Source organism: Psychrobacter celer, from assembly GCF_016107555.1.
GTDB classification, from domain to species: Bacteria; Pseudomonadota; Gammaproteobacteria; order Pseudomonadales; family Moraxellaceae; genus Psychrobacter; species Psychrobacter celer.
The window spans coordinates 45,328-60,775 of record NZ_JABASU010000002.1 but is presented as its reverse complement, the minus strand read 5'-3'; the positions used below and the strand labels follow the sequence as shown (position 1 = coordinate 60,775).

15 protein-coding genes are annotated in these 15,448 nt (G+C 46.2%); 10 read left to right on the top strand and 5 right to left on the bottom strand.

From position 1 onward, the window contains the following. Window positions 1–72: 72 nt before the first annotated feature. Window positions 73–654 carry a DUF2062 domain-containing protein gene (locus tag JFC05_RS01765; protein WP_241900650.1) on the top strand — a complete coding sequence of 194 codons (582 nt, stop codon included), beginning with the start codon at window positions 73–75 and terminating at the stop codon, window positions 652–654. Window positions 655–727: 73 nt separating this feature from the next. Here the strand turns inward: JFC05_RS01765 and JFC05_RS01760 are convergent, their stop codons facing one another. The 3 genes from JFC05_RS01760 to JFC05_RS01750 form a co-directional block, all read right to left on the bottom strand. Further along, window positions 728–1,048 carry a hypothetical protein gene (locus JFC05_RS01760; RefSeq protein ID WP_227697365.1) on the bottom strand — a complete coding sequence of 107 codons (321 nt, stop codon included), beginning with the start codon at window positions 1,046–1,048 and terminating at the stop codon, window positions 728–730. A gap of 108 nt (window positions 1,049–1,156) precedes the next feature. Then, window positions 1,157–1,837: a lipoprotein-releasing ABC transporter ATP-binding protein LolD gene (gene lolD, locus JFC05_RS01755; RefSeq protein ID WP_105245115.1), complete on the bottom strand. Its 681-nt coding sequence runs from the start codon at window positions 1,835–1,837 to the stop codon at window positions 1,157–1,159. A 64-nt stretch (window positions 1,838–1,901) separates the two neighbouring features. After that, the gene (locus JFC05_RS01750; RefSeq protein ID WP_198335518.1) at window positions 1,902–3,137 is read right to left on the bottom strand and encodes a lipoprotein-releasing ABC transporter permease subunit; all 1,236 of its coding nucleotides are present in this window, start codon (window positions 3,135–3,137) and stop codon (window positions 1,902–1,904) included. 453 nt (window positions 3,138–3,590) lie between these two features. On the opposite strand from JFC05_RS01750, the gene JFC05_RS01745 reads away from it, so the two are divergent. Continuing rightward, window positions 3,591–4,562 carry a hypothetical protein gene (locus tag JFC05_RS01745; RefSeq protein ID WP_198335517.1) on the top strand — a complete coding sequence of 324 codons (972 nt, stop codon included), beginning with the start codon at window positions 3,591–3,593 and terminating at the stop codon, window positions 4,560–4,562. 180 nt (window positions 4,563–4,742) lie between these two features. Here JFC05_RS01745 and JFC05_RS01740 read toward each other — a convergent pair whose 3' ends face one another. Beyond that, window positions 4,743–5,132: an SCP2 sterol-binding domain-containing protein gene (locus JFC05_RS01740; protein ID WP_105245112.1), complete on the bottom strand. Its 390-nt coding sequence runs from the start codon at window positions 5,130–5,132 to the stop codon at window positions 4,743–4,745. Window positions 5,133–6,005: 873 nt separating this feature from the next. Between JFC05_RS01740 and ccoN the strand changes: the two genes are divergently transcribed. The 6 genes from ccoN to JFC05_RS01710 all read left to right on the top strand — a co-directional run bounded on the left by ccoN (window position 6,006) and on the right by JFC05_RS01710 (window position 12,194). Then, complete coding sequence (gene ccoN, locus JFC05_RS01735) at window positions 6,006–7,487, top strand: cytochrome-c oxidase, cbb3-type subunit I (protein WP_198335516.1); 1,482 nt, start codon at window positions 6,006–6,008, stop codon at window positions 7,485–7,487. 9 nt (window positions 7,488–7,496) lie between these two features. After that, window positions 7,497–8,135 carry a cytochrome-c oxidase, cbb3-type subunit II gene (ccoO, locus tag JFC05_RS01730; RefSeq protein ID WP_192993416.1) on the top strand — a complete coding sequence of 213 codons (639 nt, stop codon included), beginning with the start codon at window positions 7,497–7,499 and terminating at the stop codon, window positions 8,133–8,135. Further along, window positions 8,135–8,317 (top strand): CcoQ/FixQ family Cbb3-type cytochrome c oxidase assembly chaperone, encoded by a 183-nt coding sequence (locus JFC05_RS01725; protein ID WP_075101084.1) that lies wholly within the window; start codon window positions 8,135–8,137, stop codon window positions 8,315–8,317. The genes ccoO and JFC05_RS01725 overlap by 1 nt, the downstream gene beginning before the upstream one ends. After that, a complete protein-coding gene (gene ccoP / locus JFC05_RS01720) occupies window positions 8,314–9,459 on the top strand; it encodes a cytochrome-c oxidase, cbb3-type subunit III (RefSeq protein ID WP_198335515.1) in 1,146 nt (381 codons plus the stop codon). Before JFC05_RS01725 ends, ccoP begins: the two co-directional genes overlap by 4 nt. 405 nt (window positions 9,460–9,864) lie before the next feature. Then, on the top strand, window positions 9,865–11,274 hold the full coding sequence (ccoG, locus tag JFC05_RS01715; protein WP_198335514.1) for a cytochrome c oxidase accessory protein CcoG: 1,410 nt from the start codon (window positions 9,865–9,867) through the stop codon (window positions 11,272–11,274). A gap of 338 nt (window positions 11,275–11,612) precedes the next feature. Then, window positions 11,613–12,194: a FixH family protein gene (locus tag JFC05_RS01710; protein ID WP_192993422.1), complete on the top strand. Its 582-nt coding sequence runs from the start codon at window positions 11,613–11,615 to the stop codon at window positions 12,192–12,194. A 104-nt stretch (window positions 12,195–12,298) separates the two neighbouring features. Here JFC05_RS01710 and ttcA read toward each other — a convergent pair whose 3' ends face one another. Continuing rightward, window positions 12,299–13,432 (bottom strand): tRNA 2-thiocytidine(32) synthetase TtcA, encoded by a 1,134-nt coding sequence (ttcA, locus tag JFC05_RS01705; protein ID WP_198335513.1) that lies wholly within the window; start codon window positions 13,430–13,432, stop codon window positions 12,299–12,301. A gap of 400 nt (window positions 13,433–13,832) precedes the next feature. On the opposite strand from ttcA, the gene queC reads away from it, so the two are divergent. Both queC and JFC05_RS01695 read left to right on the top strand, forming a co-directional pair. Continuing rightward, complete coding sequence (gene queC / locus JFC05_RS01700) at window positions 13,833–14,609, top strand: 7-cyano-7-deazaguanine synthase QueC (protein ID WP_198335512.1); 777 nt, start codon at window positions 13,833–13,835, stop codon at window positions 14,607–14,609. Window positions 14,610–14,858: 249 nt separating this feature from the next. Further along, a complete protein-coding gene (locus tag JFC05_RS01695; RefSeq protein WP_105245104.1) occupies window positions 14,859–15,188 on the top strand; it encodes a hypothetical protein in 330 nt (109 codons plus the stop codon). Window positions 15,189–15,448: the final 260 nt, after the last annotated feature.

Genomic DNA, 15,448 nt, shown 5'->3' with positions numbered 1-15,448 from the left:
TTATTAATACTACTTTATCTCAGTCCATCAATGCGCTTGAGCGGACTGTCGTTAACGATGAAAGGCGATCCTGTGCCCCAAAAACGTCTCAAAGACCTGCTCCCTACACCAGAAAAAATCCTAGAAAGCCGTACCTTAAAACTGTTTGCCCCGCAGTTGGCTGACGCACGTCTATGGCATTTTAACCGCCATAGCTTAAACAAGGCGGTCTATATCGGTGTACTCAGTGCATTTTTTCCTTTGCCAGGGCAAATGCTGCTGGCCTTACTCGGCTCGCTTATTTTTCGTGCCAACGTCCCTATGGCGCTTGGCCTGACTTGGATTACCAACCCTGTGACCAGCCTACCGATATTTTATGCAGGCTATTATATCGGTGCCAAAATCATCGATGTACCCATGATCAGCCTGCGATTGATCGGTCGGATGATTGCTGATTTTAGTTTATGGGCATTATCAGACGGTGCCAACCCCTTTATCACTTATAAAGGCACAGTATCACTGACCGCTTTTTGTCTTGGCCTGACGATATTGGCCGTGGTTAGTAGTCTTATTTGCGGTCTGGCGTTCAAGGCTATTTGGCGCTACAAAACCGTCGTTAGTTGGCAAAAGCGGCAACAAGACGCCTCAGACCAATCGCCTTATGACAAACCCTAATACGGCCTCTGTCATACCGTCCTTCTATTATTGCTAATACCGCTAATTTGCCGTCCCATGCCAGCCCTTCGCGCTATAGCTCGCCTTCACGCGCTTTGTGCGCATCGATGGCGTTTTTGACCTTGTCGGTCAGATTACTTTCCATGATAAAGACCTCAATCACTTTGTCATCATTGAGCAGTACATAGCGCTTGCCTGTGGCGCTGTCTTGTACCTTTAGGTCGTAGTCCACGCCTGCGATGGTGATCGCATCAAAGATTGGTGTGAGTATCTCTATTTGCGCTTGTCTATCTAAGGTGTCAAACAGCGCCGGATCGATATACGGCTGCAACGGCTCATTGCCTTCTTCGGCACTACCAAACGCAGCGATTGGGTCGTCATCTTTATTCATCATAGTCACCTTTTTAACTATAAGCAACGCTGTCAGTGATCAGCTTGTGATTGGAATTTTATATCAGCTCTTCTAGTCTATTATTGGCTTGGGTGTGCCTCTACTTGGGCGTTAGTAGGCTTCCCAATGACCGTTACGCAGTAGCAGTTGACGATCTGCCAGTGCCGCTAGGCTGCGATCATGAGTCACCATCAGTAGCGCCGTTTGCATGGTGCTTTGTAACTCTGATAACAACCCAAATATACTCTGGGCGTTGTCATAGTCCAAGTTACCCGTTGGCTCATCAGCTAAGATCAGTGAGGGCTTGGTGACCAGCGCACGCGCAATCGCCACTCGCTGACGCTCACCGCCTGATAGCTCACCTGGTCTGTGCGTCAAACGGTGCTCCAAACCGACACTCTTTAGTATCGCAATGGCTTGATCTCGAGCATCAGTCGTCGATACTTTTGGGCGCATCAGCAGCGGCATAGCGACGTTTTCGACCGCGGTAAACTCTGCCAACAAGTGATGAAACTGGTAAATAAATCCCAAGTACTCATTACGCATCGCCCCGCGCTCAGTCTCATTCATGCTATTGAGTAACTTGCCATGTAGCCAAACCTCACCACTGGTTGGTGTATCAAGACCGCCCAGTAAGTGAAGCAACGTGCTTTTTCCCGAGCCACTGGTGCCAACGATGGCGATACGCTCGCCTGCATTGACGGTCAAATCCAGACCTGTCAATACCTGCGTACTGACCGCCCCTTCATCATATATTTTATTGATGTTTTTTGCCTCTAAGATGGCAGACATGGTATTTCCTTTATTTTATTGCTATCGCTATTGATTTCATATCGTGCACAGTTGGGTAAGTTTATCACTCATAACGCAGCGTTTGCGCTGGTTGTATCTTAGCGGCACGGCGTGCTGGATAAATAGTGGCCAAAAAGCTCAGTACAAACGAGGCCGTAGTAATCAATAGCACATCCGTCAAACGCAGCTGCGATGGTAAGTAATTGATAAAGTAGGCATCAAACAGATTTAGCCCAAAGCTTTGATTGATAAAGCCCAAGATATCACTGACCGTCAAGGCAAATATAATACCCAATACCGTCCCAGCAATAGTACCGATAAAGCCGATCACCACACCCTGTACCATAAAGACCTGCGTAATCAGACGTGGTGACGCGCCAAAAGTCTTTAAAATCGCGATGTCGGCTTTTTTGTCAGTGACGAGCATCACAAGGCTTGAGACGATATTAAACGCGGCGACCAAGATGATCAAAAACAGCAGCAAACCGACCATGGCTTTTTCCATCTGGATGGCACCAAACAAATTGCCATGCGTCTGTGTCCAGTCACTGGGATAGAGCCTTTCAGGAGCGATGGCCGCCGCTTTTTCTGCTGCCATTGGGGCAGCAAAGATGTCATCGAGCTTCATGCGCACGCCCTGCGCGCCCTCTGGTAGACGCAGCAGTTTGGCGCCATCGCCCATGGGGATAAACGCCATCAGACTGTCAACCTCTGGACTGATGGTAAATATCCCCGTCAAGGTAAAGCGCTTAAACCGCGGAATCACGCCAGCAGGCGACGGAGAGGCTTCTGGCAATACCAGCGTGACTTTATCACCCAGCTGCAGCCCAAGCGATTGCACCATCTCCTCACCCAACACAATATTAAACTCGCCGCTTTGTAGGGTGTCAATACTGCCTTCGACCATATGCTCATTGATGATAGAGACGTTTTTTTCGTATTCAGGCTCGACACCTGTAACCATGATACCCGCGACTTGGCCGTTTGAAGTCAGCATCCCCTGTAGCTGGATAAATGGCGCAACTGCTGCGACCTCAGGATCTTCTTTGATCTGAGAAGCCAGATCCTGCCAGTCACTCATAATCTCTGATGACACCACCGTGGCTTGCGGCACCATGCCCAAAATACGGGTCTTGAGCTCACGATCAAAGCCATTCATCACCGAAAGCACCGTGATCAATACCGCAACGCCAAGCGTCAAACCAATCATGGATATCAGCGATATAAAGGAGATGAAGCGATTACTACGCTCTGCGCGGGTATAACGTAAGCCGATAAATAACGCTAAAGGACGAAACATATTCAAACTCTTTATCTTATCTACGTGCGACTCTATATATGTTATAAAAACAAGTGGTGGTGCCGCGCTCTATTTTCTAAGAACACTGACCATACCCACATATAAATCAAACACAAAAATAGGGTTTCAGACGAGCCAAACGCAGCCGTCAAAAGGGAGCTAGTTTGACACAATTTGTCTTATATGTGCCAGTCATTCGCACAAACTGTCCATTTTTTTTGCGAAAAAACTCACTTTTGTTATTATTTTTTATGAGGGACTTGCTATTGCTTGCGGCAATACCTATATATTATATGCCAAAGACAATTGTCATTAACCCCTAATTCATTGCGGTTTGTTGACCTCTCGCTAAAACGTCGCAGCTTATCATCATCCAATTTTGATATGATATATTGGTATATAAGCCCGTCACTTTAGGTCCAAACCCCACGCTGACTTAATTTTGAGTATCTCATGACCATCAACTACCAATATAAAAACATCCAGTCCCCCACCAAAGTCGCCTTGAGCGACGAGCAATCAGCCGGCCATGCTGATCATTGGCGTATTCTGACAGACGATATGAGTAACGACGTCCCAGAGTGGCTACAGAAGATGATCGAACATGCGGCGATGCCCAAAGGTCTAAACAACAACATCAGTGCCAAAGACAGCTGTCTGCTGCTCTCAGAAGACCAGCCTTGCCACATCAATCAAGTACTGGCCATGAAAGATGGCAAGCCTGAATGCTTTATCAATGCCTACCCCTGCGTCGATAGCCCATACGGGCTGCATTGTAAAATCGAGCGGATCATTGCCAACGATCACTCGCACGACGCCGTTTTGCGCTTACGCACGGCTGATGGCAGTATCATTTATGCCTTTGACCAACTTTATACCACCAATCGCCATTTATATCAGCAAGACACCAGTTATTTTGTCAATTTTAGCGCATGGGCGCACGAAATCCAGCTAAGCGAACAAAACGAAGTGGTGATGGTAGAGGATCAAGAATCGATTCGTTATCACCGTGCTTTTAATGACATCGTCGCTGCCAATGACGGCCAAATCCCAGATGACCTACAAGAGCAAATCAGCAACTGGCAACCTGAGACCAAAGAGCAGATGGCACCTGTCGAAATCAACCTTGGTCATATGTGCGCGTATTTATTTGGCGACACCTTAGGCCAAGAGGACGAGGCCTGGTGCCAAGGTCAAGTGCTCGGTAAGCAAGAAACGACTTTTAATGACAAATCCATTTTGTTGTTTGATGTAGTGATCCTACGTGAGCAAGATGCCGACCCATTCGTCGTGCGTATCGCTGCCCTCAATACTCCTGAAACTGCCGCGATTGCTGTTCACGACTATGTGCAAGCAAACGTTTGGCTCCAAGCCGCCATCTATAAAGAAAACCAGCAAGCGTCGGCGCAGTCTAAAGCCAGCTGATAAAATTAAATTGATACAATCTAATGAAACAAGACAGTTGTCCGATAAACAGATAATTGTCCAGCTGCTATGACAGTTGAATGTTTGAGCAAATAAAAAGCCCCTAAATAAATAGGGGCTTTTGTATATCTGAGTGAATTGTATATCAATGGCTTGAGTACAAACCACTCAATATAAGATCTACGCCATCGTCGTCATAGACTTGATACGAGTATATAGCTCTTTTTGCTCAGCACTTGGACGCGCGGTCTGCACAGCCATCAGCTGTGACATATCGCCTTCGACACGAATCTTGCCTGCCATAAACGCCCCCATGATTTCATTGGTATTAAAATCGGTGATGATGGATTGTAAAATATCACGATCCAACAGCAAGGTCGTTGTCGCCGATTCATTTAGACCGCGGTGCAGTAGGCCATTGGCAAAATTGGCCTCGATATCTTGCTCAGCATCAGACACTTTTAGATTGACAACCATATTTGCCAAGGCAGGCGGCAGGTTTAACTCACCCGCGTCATTGCTCATTTGCTCTACTTGCTCAAACCATTCATCTGTCAAAAAAACTGCCATATTATTATCCTTAATTGTTATTAAGACGCGCCTCGTACCAATAACGAGGGCACACCTTAGATTAGGCGACCAAAGGTGCGCGGTTATCGATTGTGTTCAGCCACATTATAAAGGCCGAGCGGCGGATAAGTAAAACCTATTTAGACAGCATATGACGAGATTGTTACAAAAATACTGGCCACTTCAAATCGCATAGTCGCAACTATTATGGGTCTGATACAAGATAATTGCGGCGATATCGTTGATGTTTTTGCCTACCATTCACCGCATTTTTTGTCGCAGGCACCCTTTAGAACCGTCCCAAAACTGGGTATAAAATGCACAAATGACACAGCGATTTTCCGCTGTTTGCTCAGATTTTTACCAAAGAGTTTGTATTTTGGCGCATGAGTGTGATGATATTTGATTAGGATTGCGTTACAATACCCTTAAACAGAGTCGGGAGTTTTAACTAAACATTACCTAAACATGTTTTTTTGTCAGCCGCCGCTAGCATACATCTACGGTCAGTAGGCTTTAGGACCTTATGGATATTGGTATCTATCTTCATTGGTACAGCGTTTTTAGTAATAATTAAGATAAATACTTTGCCTCATTAGATGTTTGATGCTCAAAACGGCGCATCTGCTTATTTATTTTGACAGGTTGTTAACAATCCTACTATCGAGCAGCTACAAACCTTTGGCGTCAATACGCTTTGGTCTTTAATACCCGCTGCTATTAAGCGCAAGCTTAGACAGATAGGTGATAATCTAAGGATAATAGGCAGACCAAAAACAGCATGTACCGCTAAGTTCATCTAAGAGATAGCTCTAGATGGTGCGGAGCGTTAGTTAATTCTGTTGATAATTCGGGCTGTAAAGGAATCATCCAATGAGTTTACAAAACACAGCAGTCGCCCCAGTGGACCGTGAATACGAAATCACTATCGTACGTTTTTTTACGATCATGGCCGTAGTATGGGGCATCGTCGGCATGAGTCTTGGTGTGTTCATTGCTTCACAGTTGGCATGGCCAGCACTCAACTTTGACATTCCATGGCTGACGTTTAGTCGTCTCAGACCGCTACATACTAATGCGGTCATTTTTGCGTTCGGTGGCTGTGCCCTGTTCGCAACGTCTTACTATATCGTTCAGCGCACCTGTAAAACGCGCCTATTTGCACCGTACTTAGCTTGGTTTACCTTTTGGGGTTGGCAGGCAGTGATTGTTTCTGCCGTTATTACCCTTCCTCTAGGTTTGACGTCAACTAAAGAGTACGCTGAGCTTGAGTGGCCTATTGATGTCTTAATTGCTTTGGTATGGATCTCTTATGCCATCGTATTTTTTGGTACAATCATCAAACGCAAAACCTCACATATTTATGTGGCTAACTGGTTCTTTGCTGCTTTTATTATTACGATTGCCCTACTGCATATCGTAAACAGCATGGCCATTCCTGTTAGTGCGTTCAAATCTTATTCGCTATTTGGCGGTGCAACTGATGCGATGGTGCAATGGTGGTACGGGCACAACGCGGTAGGTTTTTACTTGACGGCGGCGTTCCTTGGAATGATGTATTACTTCGTTCCTGTACAGATTGGTCGTCCTATTTATTCTTACCGTTTGTCTATCGTTCACTTTTGGGCATTGATTGCTTCATATATGTGGGCTGGTGGTCACCATTTGCATTATTCAGCGCTTCCTGATTGGACGCAGTCATTGGCAATGGTATTCTCCATCATTCTATTTGCACCATCTTGGGGTGGTATGATTAACGGTGTACTCACGTTATCAGGTAGTTGGGATAAGCTGCGTACCGACCCGATCATTCGCTTTATGATTGTGGCATTGTCGTTCTACGCGATGTCGACGTTCGAAGGCCCAATGATGTCTATCAAGACGGTGAACGCACTATCACACAATACTGACTGGACAGTCGGCCACGTACACTCAGGCGCGCTTGGCTGGGTTGGCATGATTACCATTGGTTCGCTATATGTACTGTTACCACGTATCTATAACAAACCAAAAATGTACTCTGTCAGCTTAATCACTACGCACTTTTGGCTGGCAACTGCTGGAACAGTTTTCTACATCGTATCTATGTGGATCTCAGGTATTGGCCAAGGCATGATGTGGCTTGCGACCAACCCTGACGGTACTTTGGTATATAGTTTCGTTGATACGGTTGAGTTCTCACACTTCCCGTATATCGGTCGTGCTTTTGGTGGCTTCTTATACGTATCGGGTATGTTTGTCATGGCATATAACTGCTATAAAACACTCAAGATGCCAGAAGGTAAGCCTGTAGATGTCGCGGATCCAACGGATCATGAACCTAGTGTCGAAAAACCATCGACAGCTAACGTATAAGGAGCGATCATGGCTGGTACACCGCATGAAATTATCGAAAAAAATACAGGCTTGTTGGTCATCGGTATCGTTATTGCTATTAGCTTTGCAACGCTAGTTGAAATCGTACCACTGATTTATGATAACAAAAGCCCTGAAGAAGGCGGGGTAAATGCTCCCCTGCCTGCTATGGAGCCGTGGACCGCGCTCGAATTTGAAGGTCGTGATATTTATATTCGTGAAGGTTGTCACGTTTGTCATACGCAAATGGTGCGTCCATTACGTGCAGAAGTTGAGCGTTATGGACCTTACTCGCGTGCTGCTGAATCTACGTGGGATCACCCGTTCTTATGGGGCTCTAAACGTACTGGTCCTGATTTGGCACGTGTTGGTGGACGCTACTCTGAAGACTGGCAAAAACAGCACTTAATCGCACCGCGTTCATTGGTACCAGAGTCAGTCATGCCTGGTTTCCCATGGCTTGCAACCAATGAAGTAAACGGTGCAAATGTTCAAGCTAAAATGCGTTTATTCCGCGATCGCTTTGGTGTGCCTTACACTGAAGAAGACATCGAAGGCGCGCCAGATGCTGTTCTTGGTGCCACTGAGCTTGATGCTTTGGTTGCCTACTTACAACAACTAGGCACCGCGATGGAAGGACAGCGCTAATGGGTATTGGTGAATTACAAACAATTGCGACCGTTTCTGCCTTTGTTGCCTTCGTAGGTGTTGCATGGTGGGCGTATTCGCCAAAAAACAAAAAACGCTTCGAAGAAGATGCACAACTTGCGCTTGATGACGAGGATGTAAAGTCTCTGTCTGAAGAGCAGCGCAATAAGGATAAACGATGACATTTTTTTGGAGTTCTTGGATTACCATACTAAGTATCATGTGTTGGGCTGCTATCCTCGGTGTCTTGCTAATGGTATTGAAGTACAAGCCAGAACTAGAAGACGATGGTACGACAGGCCACGCATATGATGGTATTAAAGAATACGACAAGCCCTTACCTAAATGGTGGTTGGTCATATTCTTTGGTTCAATCGTATGGGCAATTGCTTATTGGATATTTTTTCCAGCAATTTTCCCATCGAAATGGAATGGTCTTGCCACGGTAGAAGTCGATGGCGAAACTGTGCCTTGGACCTCTAAAAACGAGCTATATAGTGAGCTTGAGAGCAACAACAAAGTATTTACAGACAACTTTGAAAAGAATATCTTGGTTAAAGCAGATGCAGCAGGCGCAACTACGACACTAGCGACGCTGAACGAGCTACAAGCGACCATGCGTCGCAGTGACAACCCGCCAGCTGACCTGCAAACTCAGATCGACCAAAAAGTTGCAGAGCTGGCGCCATATGTCGAAAAGCTGTCTGAAAACCCAAATGCATTGAAAGTGGGTAGCCGTTTGTTTTTACAAAACTGTGCGGTTTGTCACGGCTCTAACGCCAAGGGCGCTTTGGGCTATCCAAACCTCACCGATAACGATTGGTTATATGGTGGTGCGCCTGAAAACATCCTAACGACCCTACATAATGGCCGGGTTGGTGGCATGGCAGCATGGCGTGATCAGATCGGTGAAGATGGTGTACGTGCAGTCTCTGAGTATGTCCTATCGATCTCTGGTAACCAACAAGGTTATGATCTAGATCAGACTAAAGTTGCACAAGGTGAGGTCATCTTTAACGAGCCGACCAACTGTGTGCTTTGTCATGGTGACGACGCTAAAGGTATGATTTCTACTGGTGCGCCAAACCTGACAGACGATATCTGGCTCTATGGCGGCGATCGCGAAAGCATCCGCGAGACCTTACGTTATGGCCGTGCTGGTGTGATGCCTGAGTGGCAGACAAAATTGGGTAATGAGCGTATCATGCTGCTTGCCGCGTATGTCTACTCTTTATCAGACAAGCCTGTTAAATCAGCCAAAGCTGTTACAGCAACTGCGACCGCTGCGACGACTGAAGCGCCAGTAGAAGCTACTGCTAACTGATTATAATCGTTATTAATCAGCCAATTGCTGATATCGTTTAATGGATTTACCAGAAAGGGAGAACTGTCATTGCAGTTCTCCCTTTTATATATATTTTATATATAGGCACCTATATAAGGTATCAGTAGATTGCTTTTTAGGATTATTACCCCATTTATAGTAGGGAGAATGCTAAAATATATACTTGATAGGCAGAGATATTGATGGCTTGCCCGAATGCCGCATTGCCTATCGGCTCTTAGCTATTGACCATCGATCATTTGGTAGTTGGTTTGGCATCGATTAGGTGATTGTCTTGCCCTCTACCCACTGACATTGATAACATCGCACACTCATGCATCTTATTATTCAAGGTGTTTGTTCATCATGCCAGCAGACTGATTCTTTTTTTAAAGAGGCACGTTTATGTCAGCACAACAACCCAATAAGATCCCTGTACAACAAGTAGACCTCGACGCCACCAAGCATCGCGTCCACCCTAGGTTTGTCACAGGTTTTTACCAAAATATTCGTGTCATCACGATGTATGCACTACTGGCGGCGTTTTTGTTATTGCCATGGCTGCGATACAACGGTAGGCAGGCGATATGGTTTGATGTCCCCTCACAGCACTATTATATCTTTGGCTTGACGTTTTTGACCCAAGATTTTTATTTTGTAGCAGCATTCGCCATCATTGCCGCCTTTACCCTCTTTATGGTGACCGTCTATGCGGGCCGCGTCTGGTGTGGTTATGCCTGCCCGCAAACGATTTGGACACATCTTTATCAGTATGTCGAAAAATGGGTAATCGGCGATCGTAATAAACGCATCAAGTTTGACAAAGAACCGATGAGCGCAAAAAAAGCATTTAAGCGAGCGTTGGTCTATTTTATTTGGTTTGTGTTTTCTGTGATTACAGCAGCGACTTTTGTCAGTTATGTCGCGGGCACTGACTATCTGTATCAAAGCTGGCAAATGATAGGGATTGTCCCTGTGCCTGATTGGCCAACGTGGGTATGGATTTCGATGTTTATCTTTACCTTTGCCACTTATGCCAATGCCGGTTATATGCGTGAGCAGATGTGTGTACATATTTGTCCTTATGGCCGCTTCCAAAGCGTCATGTTTGATAAAGACACGCTTATTGTCTCTTACGATTATGAGCGCGGCGAGCCGCGTGGCCCTCGCAAAAAAGGCACCAACCCTGATGACTTGGGCGACTGTATTGAGTGTCAAATGTGTGTGCAGGTGTGCCCAACCGGTATCGATATTCGCGATGGTTTACAAGTCGCTTGTATTCAATGCGCCGCTTGTATCGATGCCTGTAATGAGATCATGGACAAAGTGGGCTACCCACGTGGCTTGATTCGCTATACGACCGAGCGTCAATTGACCGAAAAAGAGCCGAGCCGTGTACTGCGCCCGCGCCTGTTTGCTTATCTGGCATTGCTGACGATACTGTGCGGTGGTGTGGTATATGCGCTCACAGGCCGCGTGCCATTAGAGCTTGATATTCGCCGTGACCGCAACCAGCTGTCCTCTATCAATAGTCAGGGTATGATCGAAAACAGCTATATCATCAAACTGACCAATAAGACCCAAGAGCCGCATACTTATAAGATCGCCTTGGTGCCACAAGAAGGATTGAGCTTAGCGCTACGATTTAACGATGTACCTTTAGAAGCAGGCGAAAGCTTTGATATGCCACTGAGCATCTATGGCGATCCAGATGTGATCGAATTTGGTCAAACACCAGTGACGTTGACCGTGACCAGCGAAGATGGCAAATATCAGGTAAGCAAACAAAACATTTTTACCACTCAAGGTCAGTAAATATTGGCTTTAAAGGCTGTGATTTTTCAAAGCACTTATATTTGAAAGCGCTGACGCTTAAAAGCACTTACATTTAAAAGTGTTTAGGTTCAAAAGCTTTTATGCTGCAAAGCACTGAGAGTCAAGGCTCGGTGCTCAAAAGTACCAAGACGCCGTATTTGGTCCGGCTATTTTTATAACGCTCATCCGTTAGTTGCTCACAATTGGTTTGATTAGCGATTGGCGGATGACTCATTTGTCACTTGGCAGCAGTGTGCCATTAGATTATCCAGTGATAGCGTTTACGGTATCTACTGATATGATATCTGCTAAACCGTTATCTGATTAATAGGTATTTTATGTCTACTCCAGCACCAAACTTTAAGCATCAAGATACGCAGCCATGGTATAAAAACTACATGGTCGTCATCTTTGTGATTGGTATGCCAGCGCTGGTCGTGATCGCATGCATCTGGTTTGTGTATTACTCCTACCAAATCCGTGACAGTGTGGTACGTGACGACTGGTATATGGATGGCAAGACCCTCTACCATGATATCTCTCGTGATAAGCTCACGCATGATTTGGACTTGCATGGCGAAATGCAGTTCGCCGATAATGGCGATATTGTGTTTTATTTAAACTATCCTGAGCAAAGCTTACAGACGGGCAAGCTCCTAAACGGCACACCTCTCACCTATCCTGAGACGCTGGCGCTGTCTATCTCTCATGCCACCGATATCAAAAAAGATCGCGATGTGGTGCTCCAGCACGAAGAAGGCAATAAATACCGTGCTCATGTCGATATCGATCCTGTAAAAGCCAAATACTATCTACAAGTGAGTAATGATGGTAAGGATGACTGGCGTATGCAAGATGTGGCACGGCTACCGCGCTCCGAGGTAAGCTTTGAGCCGCTACCCGTCTTTTCAAAAAGCTAACCACAGGGTTGGCTCTTAACTGGCGCCAAAACCAAAAAAAACCAGCCATTAATCAATAATGCGCTGGTTTTTTTCTGACACGGGTGTGAGTGAATCGGCTCTCTTTAAATCACAGGATTAATCGTTGGAATCTTCTGTGCGGTAGAGCGGCTGTCTGTGGGTCTCTCTGCTGGCGGTTTGCTGGCAAACTTAGGATTAAACGTTTGGGTCTCAGGCGCGATAGGCAGACCAATATCGGCCAAGCTCTGAGTCTGCCCTGCTTGGACATTATCCCCCTCAAACAGACGCTCCTCATTATCGCGATCGAGGCTCAAGGTCTCAAAGTCAAACAACTCACGGTCGGCGAGCTGTGATGGTGCGACGTTTTGTATGGCCTTAAAAATAGACGCCAAACGCTGCGGATGGGCATCGTCCCACTCACGTAGCATGTCATTGATGATGGCACGCTGTAGATTGGTTTGACTGCCACATAAGTTACAAGGAATGATCGGAAACGCTTTGAGTTTGGCATACTCGATGATGTCTTTTTCTTCGACATAGGCCAGTGGACGAATGAGCAAGTTTTGCTTGTCATCACTGAGCAGTTTTGGTGGCATTGATTTAAGCGCGCCCCCATGAAAGAGGTTTAAAAAGAACGTCGCGAGCATATCGTCGCGATGATGGCCTAATGCGATTTTGGTCGCGCCTATTTGCTTGGCAAAACCATATAGCGAGCCGCGACGTAGGCGCGAACAAGCCGAACAATAAGTCTTGCCTTCTGGTACCACGCTTTTGACGATACTATAGGTATCTTTTTCTAAGATATAATGAGCGATGCCCTGCTCGTTCAGATAAGCGGGCAAAATATCCTCAGGATAGCCTGGCTGCTTTTGGTCCAGATTGACCGCCACGATGTCAAAGTGAATCGGCGCGATACGCTTGAGTAGCAGCAAGATATCTAGCAGGGTGTAGCTGTCTTTACCGCCTGAGACACATACCATCACCACATCGCCATCTTCAATCATATTAAAGTCACGAATCGCCCACGATACTTGGCGGCGCAGCTTTTTTTGTAGTTTGCGAAACGCCGCTGTTTGCGTAGGCTCCAACGTGCTACCGTCATCATCCGCGCTATTGTCAGCATCATCTTCTATGCTATCGTGCTCAGGGTACAAATTATCATTGCCCAAGCCTGCATCGGCCGCTGTATCAACAAGCTCTGGCATGGCGTTTGGCGTGAATATGGTCGCTGCGGTCATAAGTTACTCAATATCTTTACTAAAATTATATGGCTATCATGAAGGGCAATCTATTCATCGGCAATTTGTTAAAGCCTGCGCTGACATAGATATCTTGGAAACTTTGGATACTTTGGATGCCCTAGGTGCCCTGACGGCTGCGATTATATCAAAGTTTGCTAACAGATTGAAAAGATGACGTTAATTTATCCGCGCAACTTGTCACAGGCGCGAGCGGTGGCTAGCTTTAGGCACGCATCATTAACAAGACGCCTGAAGGTTCTGTCAGGCAGGTGTTTTTGCTAAAATAGCCAGATAGCCTCCATCACTATGGTGTTAGTCTTTACTTTTGCTCATCACCATTGATAAGCTACTCACTATTTCTCAACCAATAACAAAACAACCAATAACAGACGCCACTATGACTCACGCTACCTTGCCGCCCGCCTCCTCTTCTCAAGCTGCTGACGAGCCAGTCACAGATTTGCATCAGCAAAACGCCGTCGTACTACTATCAGGCGGACTTGATTCGGTAACCTGCTTGTATTGGGCCAAGGCACGCTACGCCTCGGTGACAGCGGTCAGCTTTAACTACGGACAACGCCACAACAGTGAGCTTGTCGCTGCAAAAGCCATCGCCAAAACTGCCAAGGTCAGCCACCGTATCATTGATATCGATATCGCACAGTTGGGTGGCTCGTCTTTGACCGACCACAGTATGACGATCCCTGATGGCGCTACCGACACATTTACCAATCAGCAGCACGATGAGGTCGATAATGACGCCATTCCCAATACTTATGTGCCCGCACGCAATACGATTTTTTTATCCTATGCGCTGGCCGTGGCCGAGGTGACCGATGCCAATCATATCGTCATTGGCGTCAGCTCCGTCGATTACTCAGGGTATCCAGATTGTCGCCCTGAGTATATCGCGGCCTTTGAACACATGGCCAACCTCGCGACCAAAGCGGGCGTAACCGGTCATCATTTGTCGATTCAGACACCGCTGCAGCAGCTGTCTAAAGCCAAAACCATCGAGCTTGGTCTATCACTGGGTGTCGATTATGCTCAGACGATTTCTTGCTACCGCGCAGATGCCAATGGCTTGGCTTGCGGTACGTGTGATAGCTGCGCGCTGCGCCACCAAGGGTTTGCTCAAGCAGGCGTCGTCGACCCTACCCGCTATCAGCCCTAAGCGCAGATAGCGCAGTTTTTGTAGGCGCGCAGCCCAACAATCAACATTTGCGAAACATTCGCTTGCATTAACACAGCATGTCATCATTGTATTTTGCGCCCTATCCTTGCTATGGTATGTGCGATTGCATTGATTGCAAGACATTAGTTACAAAACCTAAGTGACGATATCATCCGCGTATCGCTGTACCTTGATAACAGCGACGCACACCAAATTTATAAAACAAACGCCATCTGTAAGAGGATATTTATGAAGTTGTTGCCAGTATTACCCCTAGCCCTAGCTGCCATCTTTGCGTTGCCCCAAGCAAACGCGGCTGATATCAAGCAAGACAATATCAATACCTGTGTCAATGGCGCGGTCAAATATAAAGTCGCTGACAAAAGTACTGCCACCAAACTGTGCAATTGCACCATCGACGTCCGTAGCAACATGACCATCGGTCAAATGTGGGAAATCGAAAGCTACGCACAGAATAAAAAAGACCCTTCCAATCTTCCATATGTCAAAAAAATGCAAAAAGACTTACAGCAATGCACAGTCGGTCTAGACCTCAAGCAGCCACAAAAACCTGCTTAAGATAACGGGTGCACGATGTACAAAAGACTGGTCATTGCCAGTCTTTTTTGTTGAGGATAAATAGACAAAGTGTAAAACTGATTATTCATTTTTGCTAATCTGCTTATAATAAGAATATGATAACGCTGATAAAGCTCGCTATACTTGCGATGTATACTATACAAACCATCTATAGTCGATACACTCTAAAAATGTCATAGCGCTACTGGGATGCTGTTTTTAAATGTAGGTTGCGCAGCCTCTGGGAACGCAGCACGCAA

What these genes read in the sequence shown, in the direction of transcription:
- JFC05_RS01760 (WP_227697365.1), bottom strand. Translation starts at nt 1,048, where the DNA reads ATGATGAATAAAGATGACGACCCAATCGCTGCGTTTGGTAGTGCCGAA.
- lolD (WP_105245115.1), bottom strand. Translation starts at nt 1,837, where the DNA reads ATGTCTGCCATCTTAGAGGCAAAAAACATCAATAAAATATATGATGAA.
- JFC05_RS01750 (WP_198335518.1), bottom strand. Translation starts at nt 3,137, where the DNA reads ATGTTTCGTCCTTTAGCGTTATTTATCGGCTTACGTTATACCCGCGCA.
- JFC05_RS01745 (WP_198335517.1), top strand. Translation starts at nt 3,591, where the DNA reads ATGACCATCAACTACCAATATAAAAACATCCAGTCCCCCACCAAAGTC.
- JFC05_RS01740 (WP_105245112.1), bottom strand. Translation starts at nt 5,132, where the DNA reads ATGGCAGTTTTTTTGACAGATGAATGGTTTGAGCAAGTAGAGCAAATG.
- ccoN (WP_198335516.1), top strand. Translation starts at nt 6,006, where the DNA reads ATGAGTTTACAAAACACAGCAGTCGCCCCAGTGGACCGTGAATACGAA.
- ccoO (WP_192993416.1), top strand. Translation starts at nt 7,497, where the DNA reads ATGGCTGGTACACCGCATGAAATTATCGAAAAAAATACAGGCTTGTTG.
- JFC05_RS01725 (WP_075101084.1), top strand. Translation starts at nt 8,135, where the DNA reads ATGGGTATTGGTGAATTACAAACAATTGCGACCGTTTCTGCCTTTGTT.
- ccoP (WP_198335515.1), top strand. Translation starts at nt 8,314, where the DNA reads ATGACATTTTTTTGGAGTTCTTGGATTACCATACTAAGTATCATGTGT.
- ccoG (WP_198335514.1), top strand. Translation starts at nt 9,865, where the DNA reads ATGTCAGCACAACAACCCAATAAGATCCCTGTACAACAAGTAGACCTC.
- JFC05_RS01710 (WP_192993422.1), top strand. Translation starts at nt 11,613, where the DNA reads ATGTCTACTCCAGCACCAAACTTTAAGCATCAAGATACGCAGCCATGG.
- ttcA (WP_198335513.1), bottom strand. Translation starts at nt 13,432, where the DNA reads ATGACCGCAGCGACCATATTCACGCCAAACGCCATGCCAGAGCTTGTT.
- queC (WP_198335512.1), top strand. Translation starts at nt 13,833, where the DNA reads ATGACTCACGCTACCTTGCCGCCCGCCTCCTCTTCTCAAGCTGCTGAC.
- JFC05_RS01695 (WP_105245104.1), top strand. Translation starts at nt 14,859, where the DNA reads ATGAAGTTGTTGCCAGTATTACCCCTAGCCCTAGCTGCCATCTTTGCG.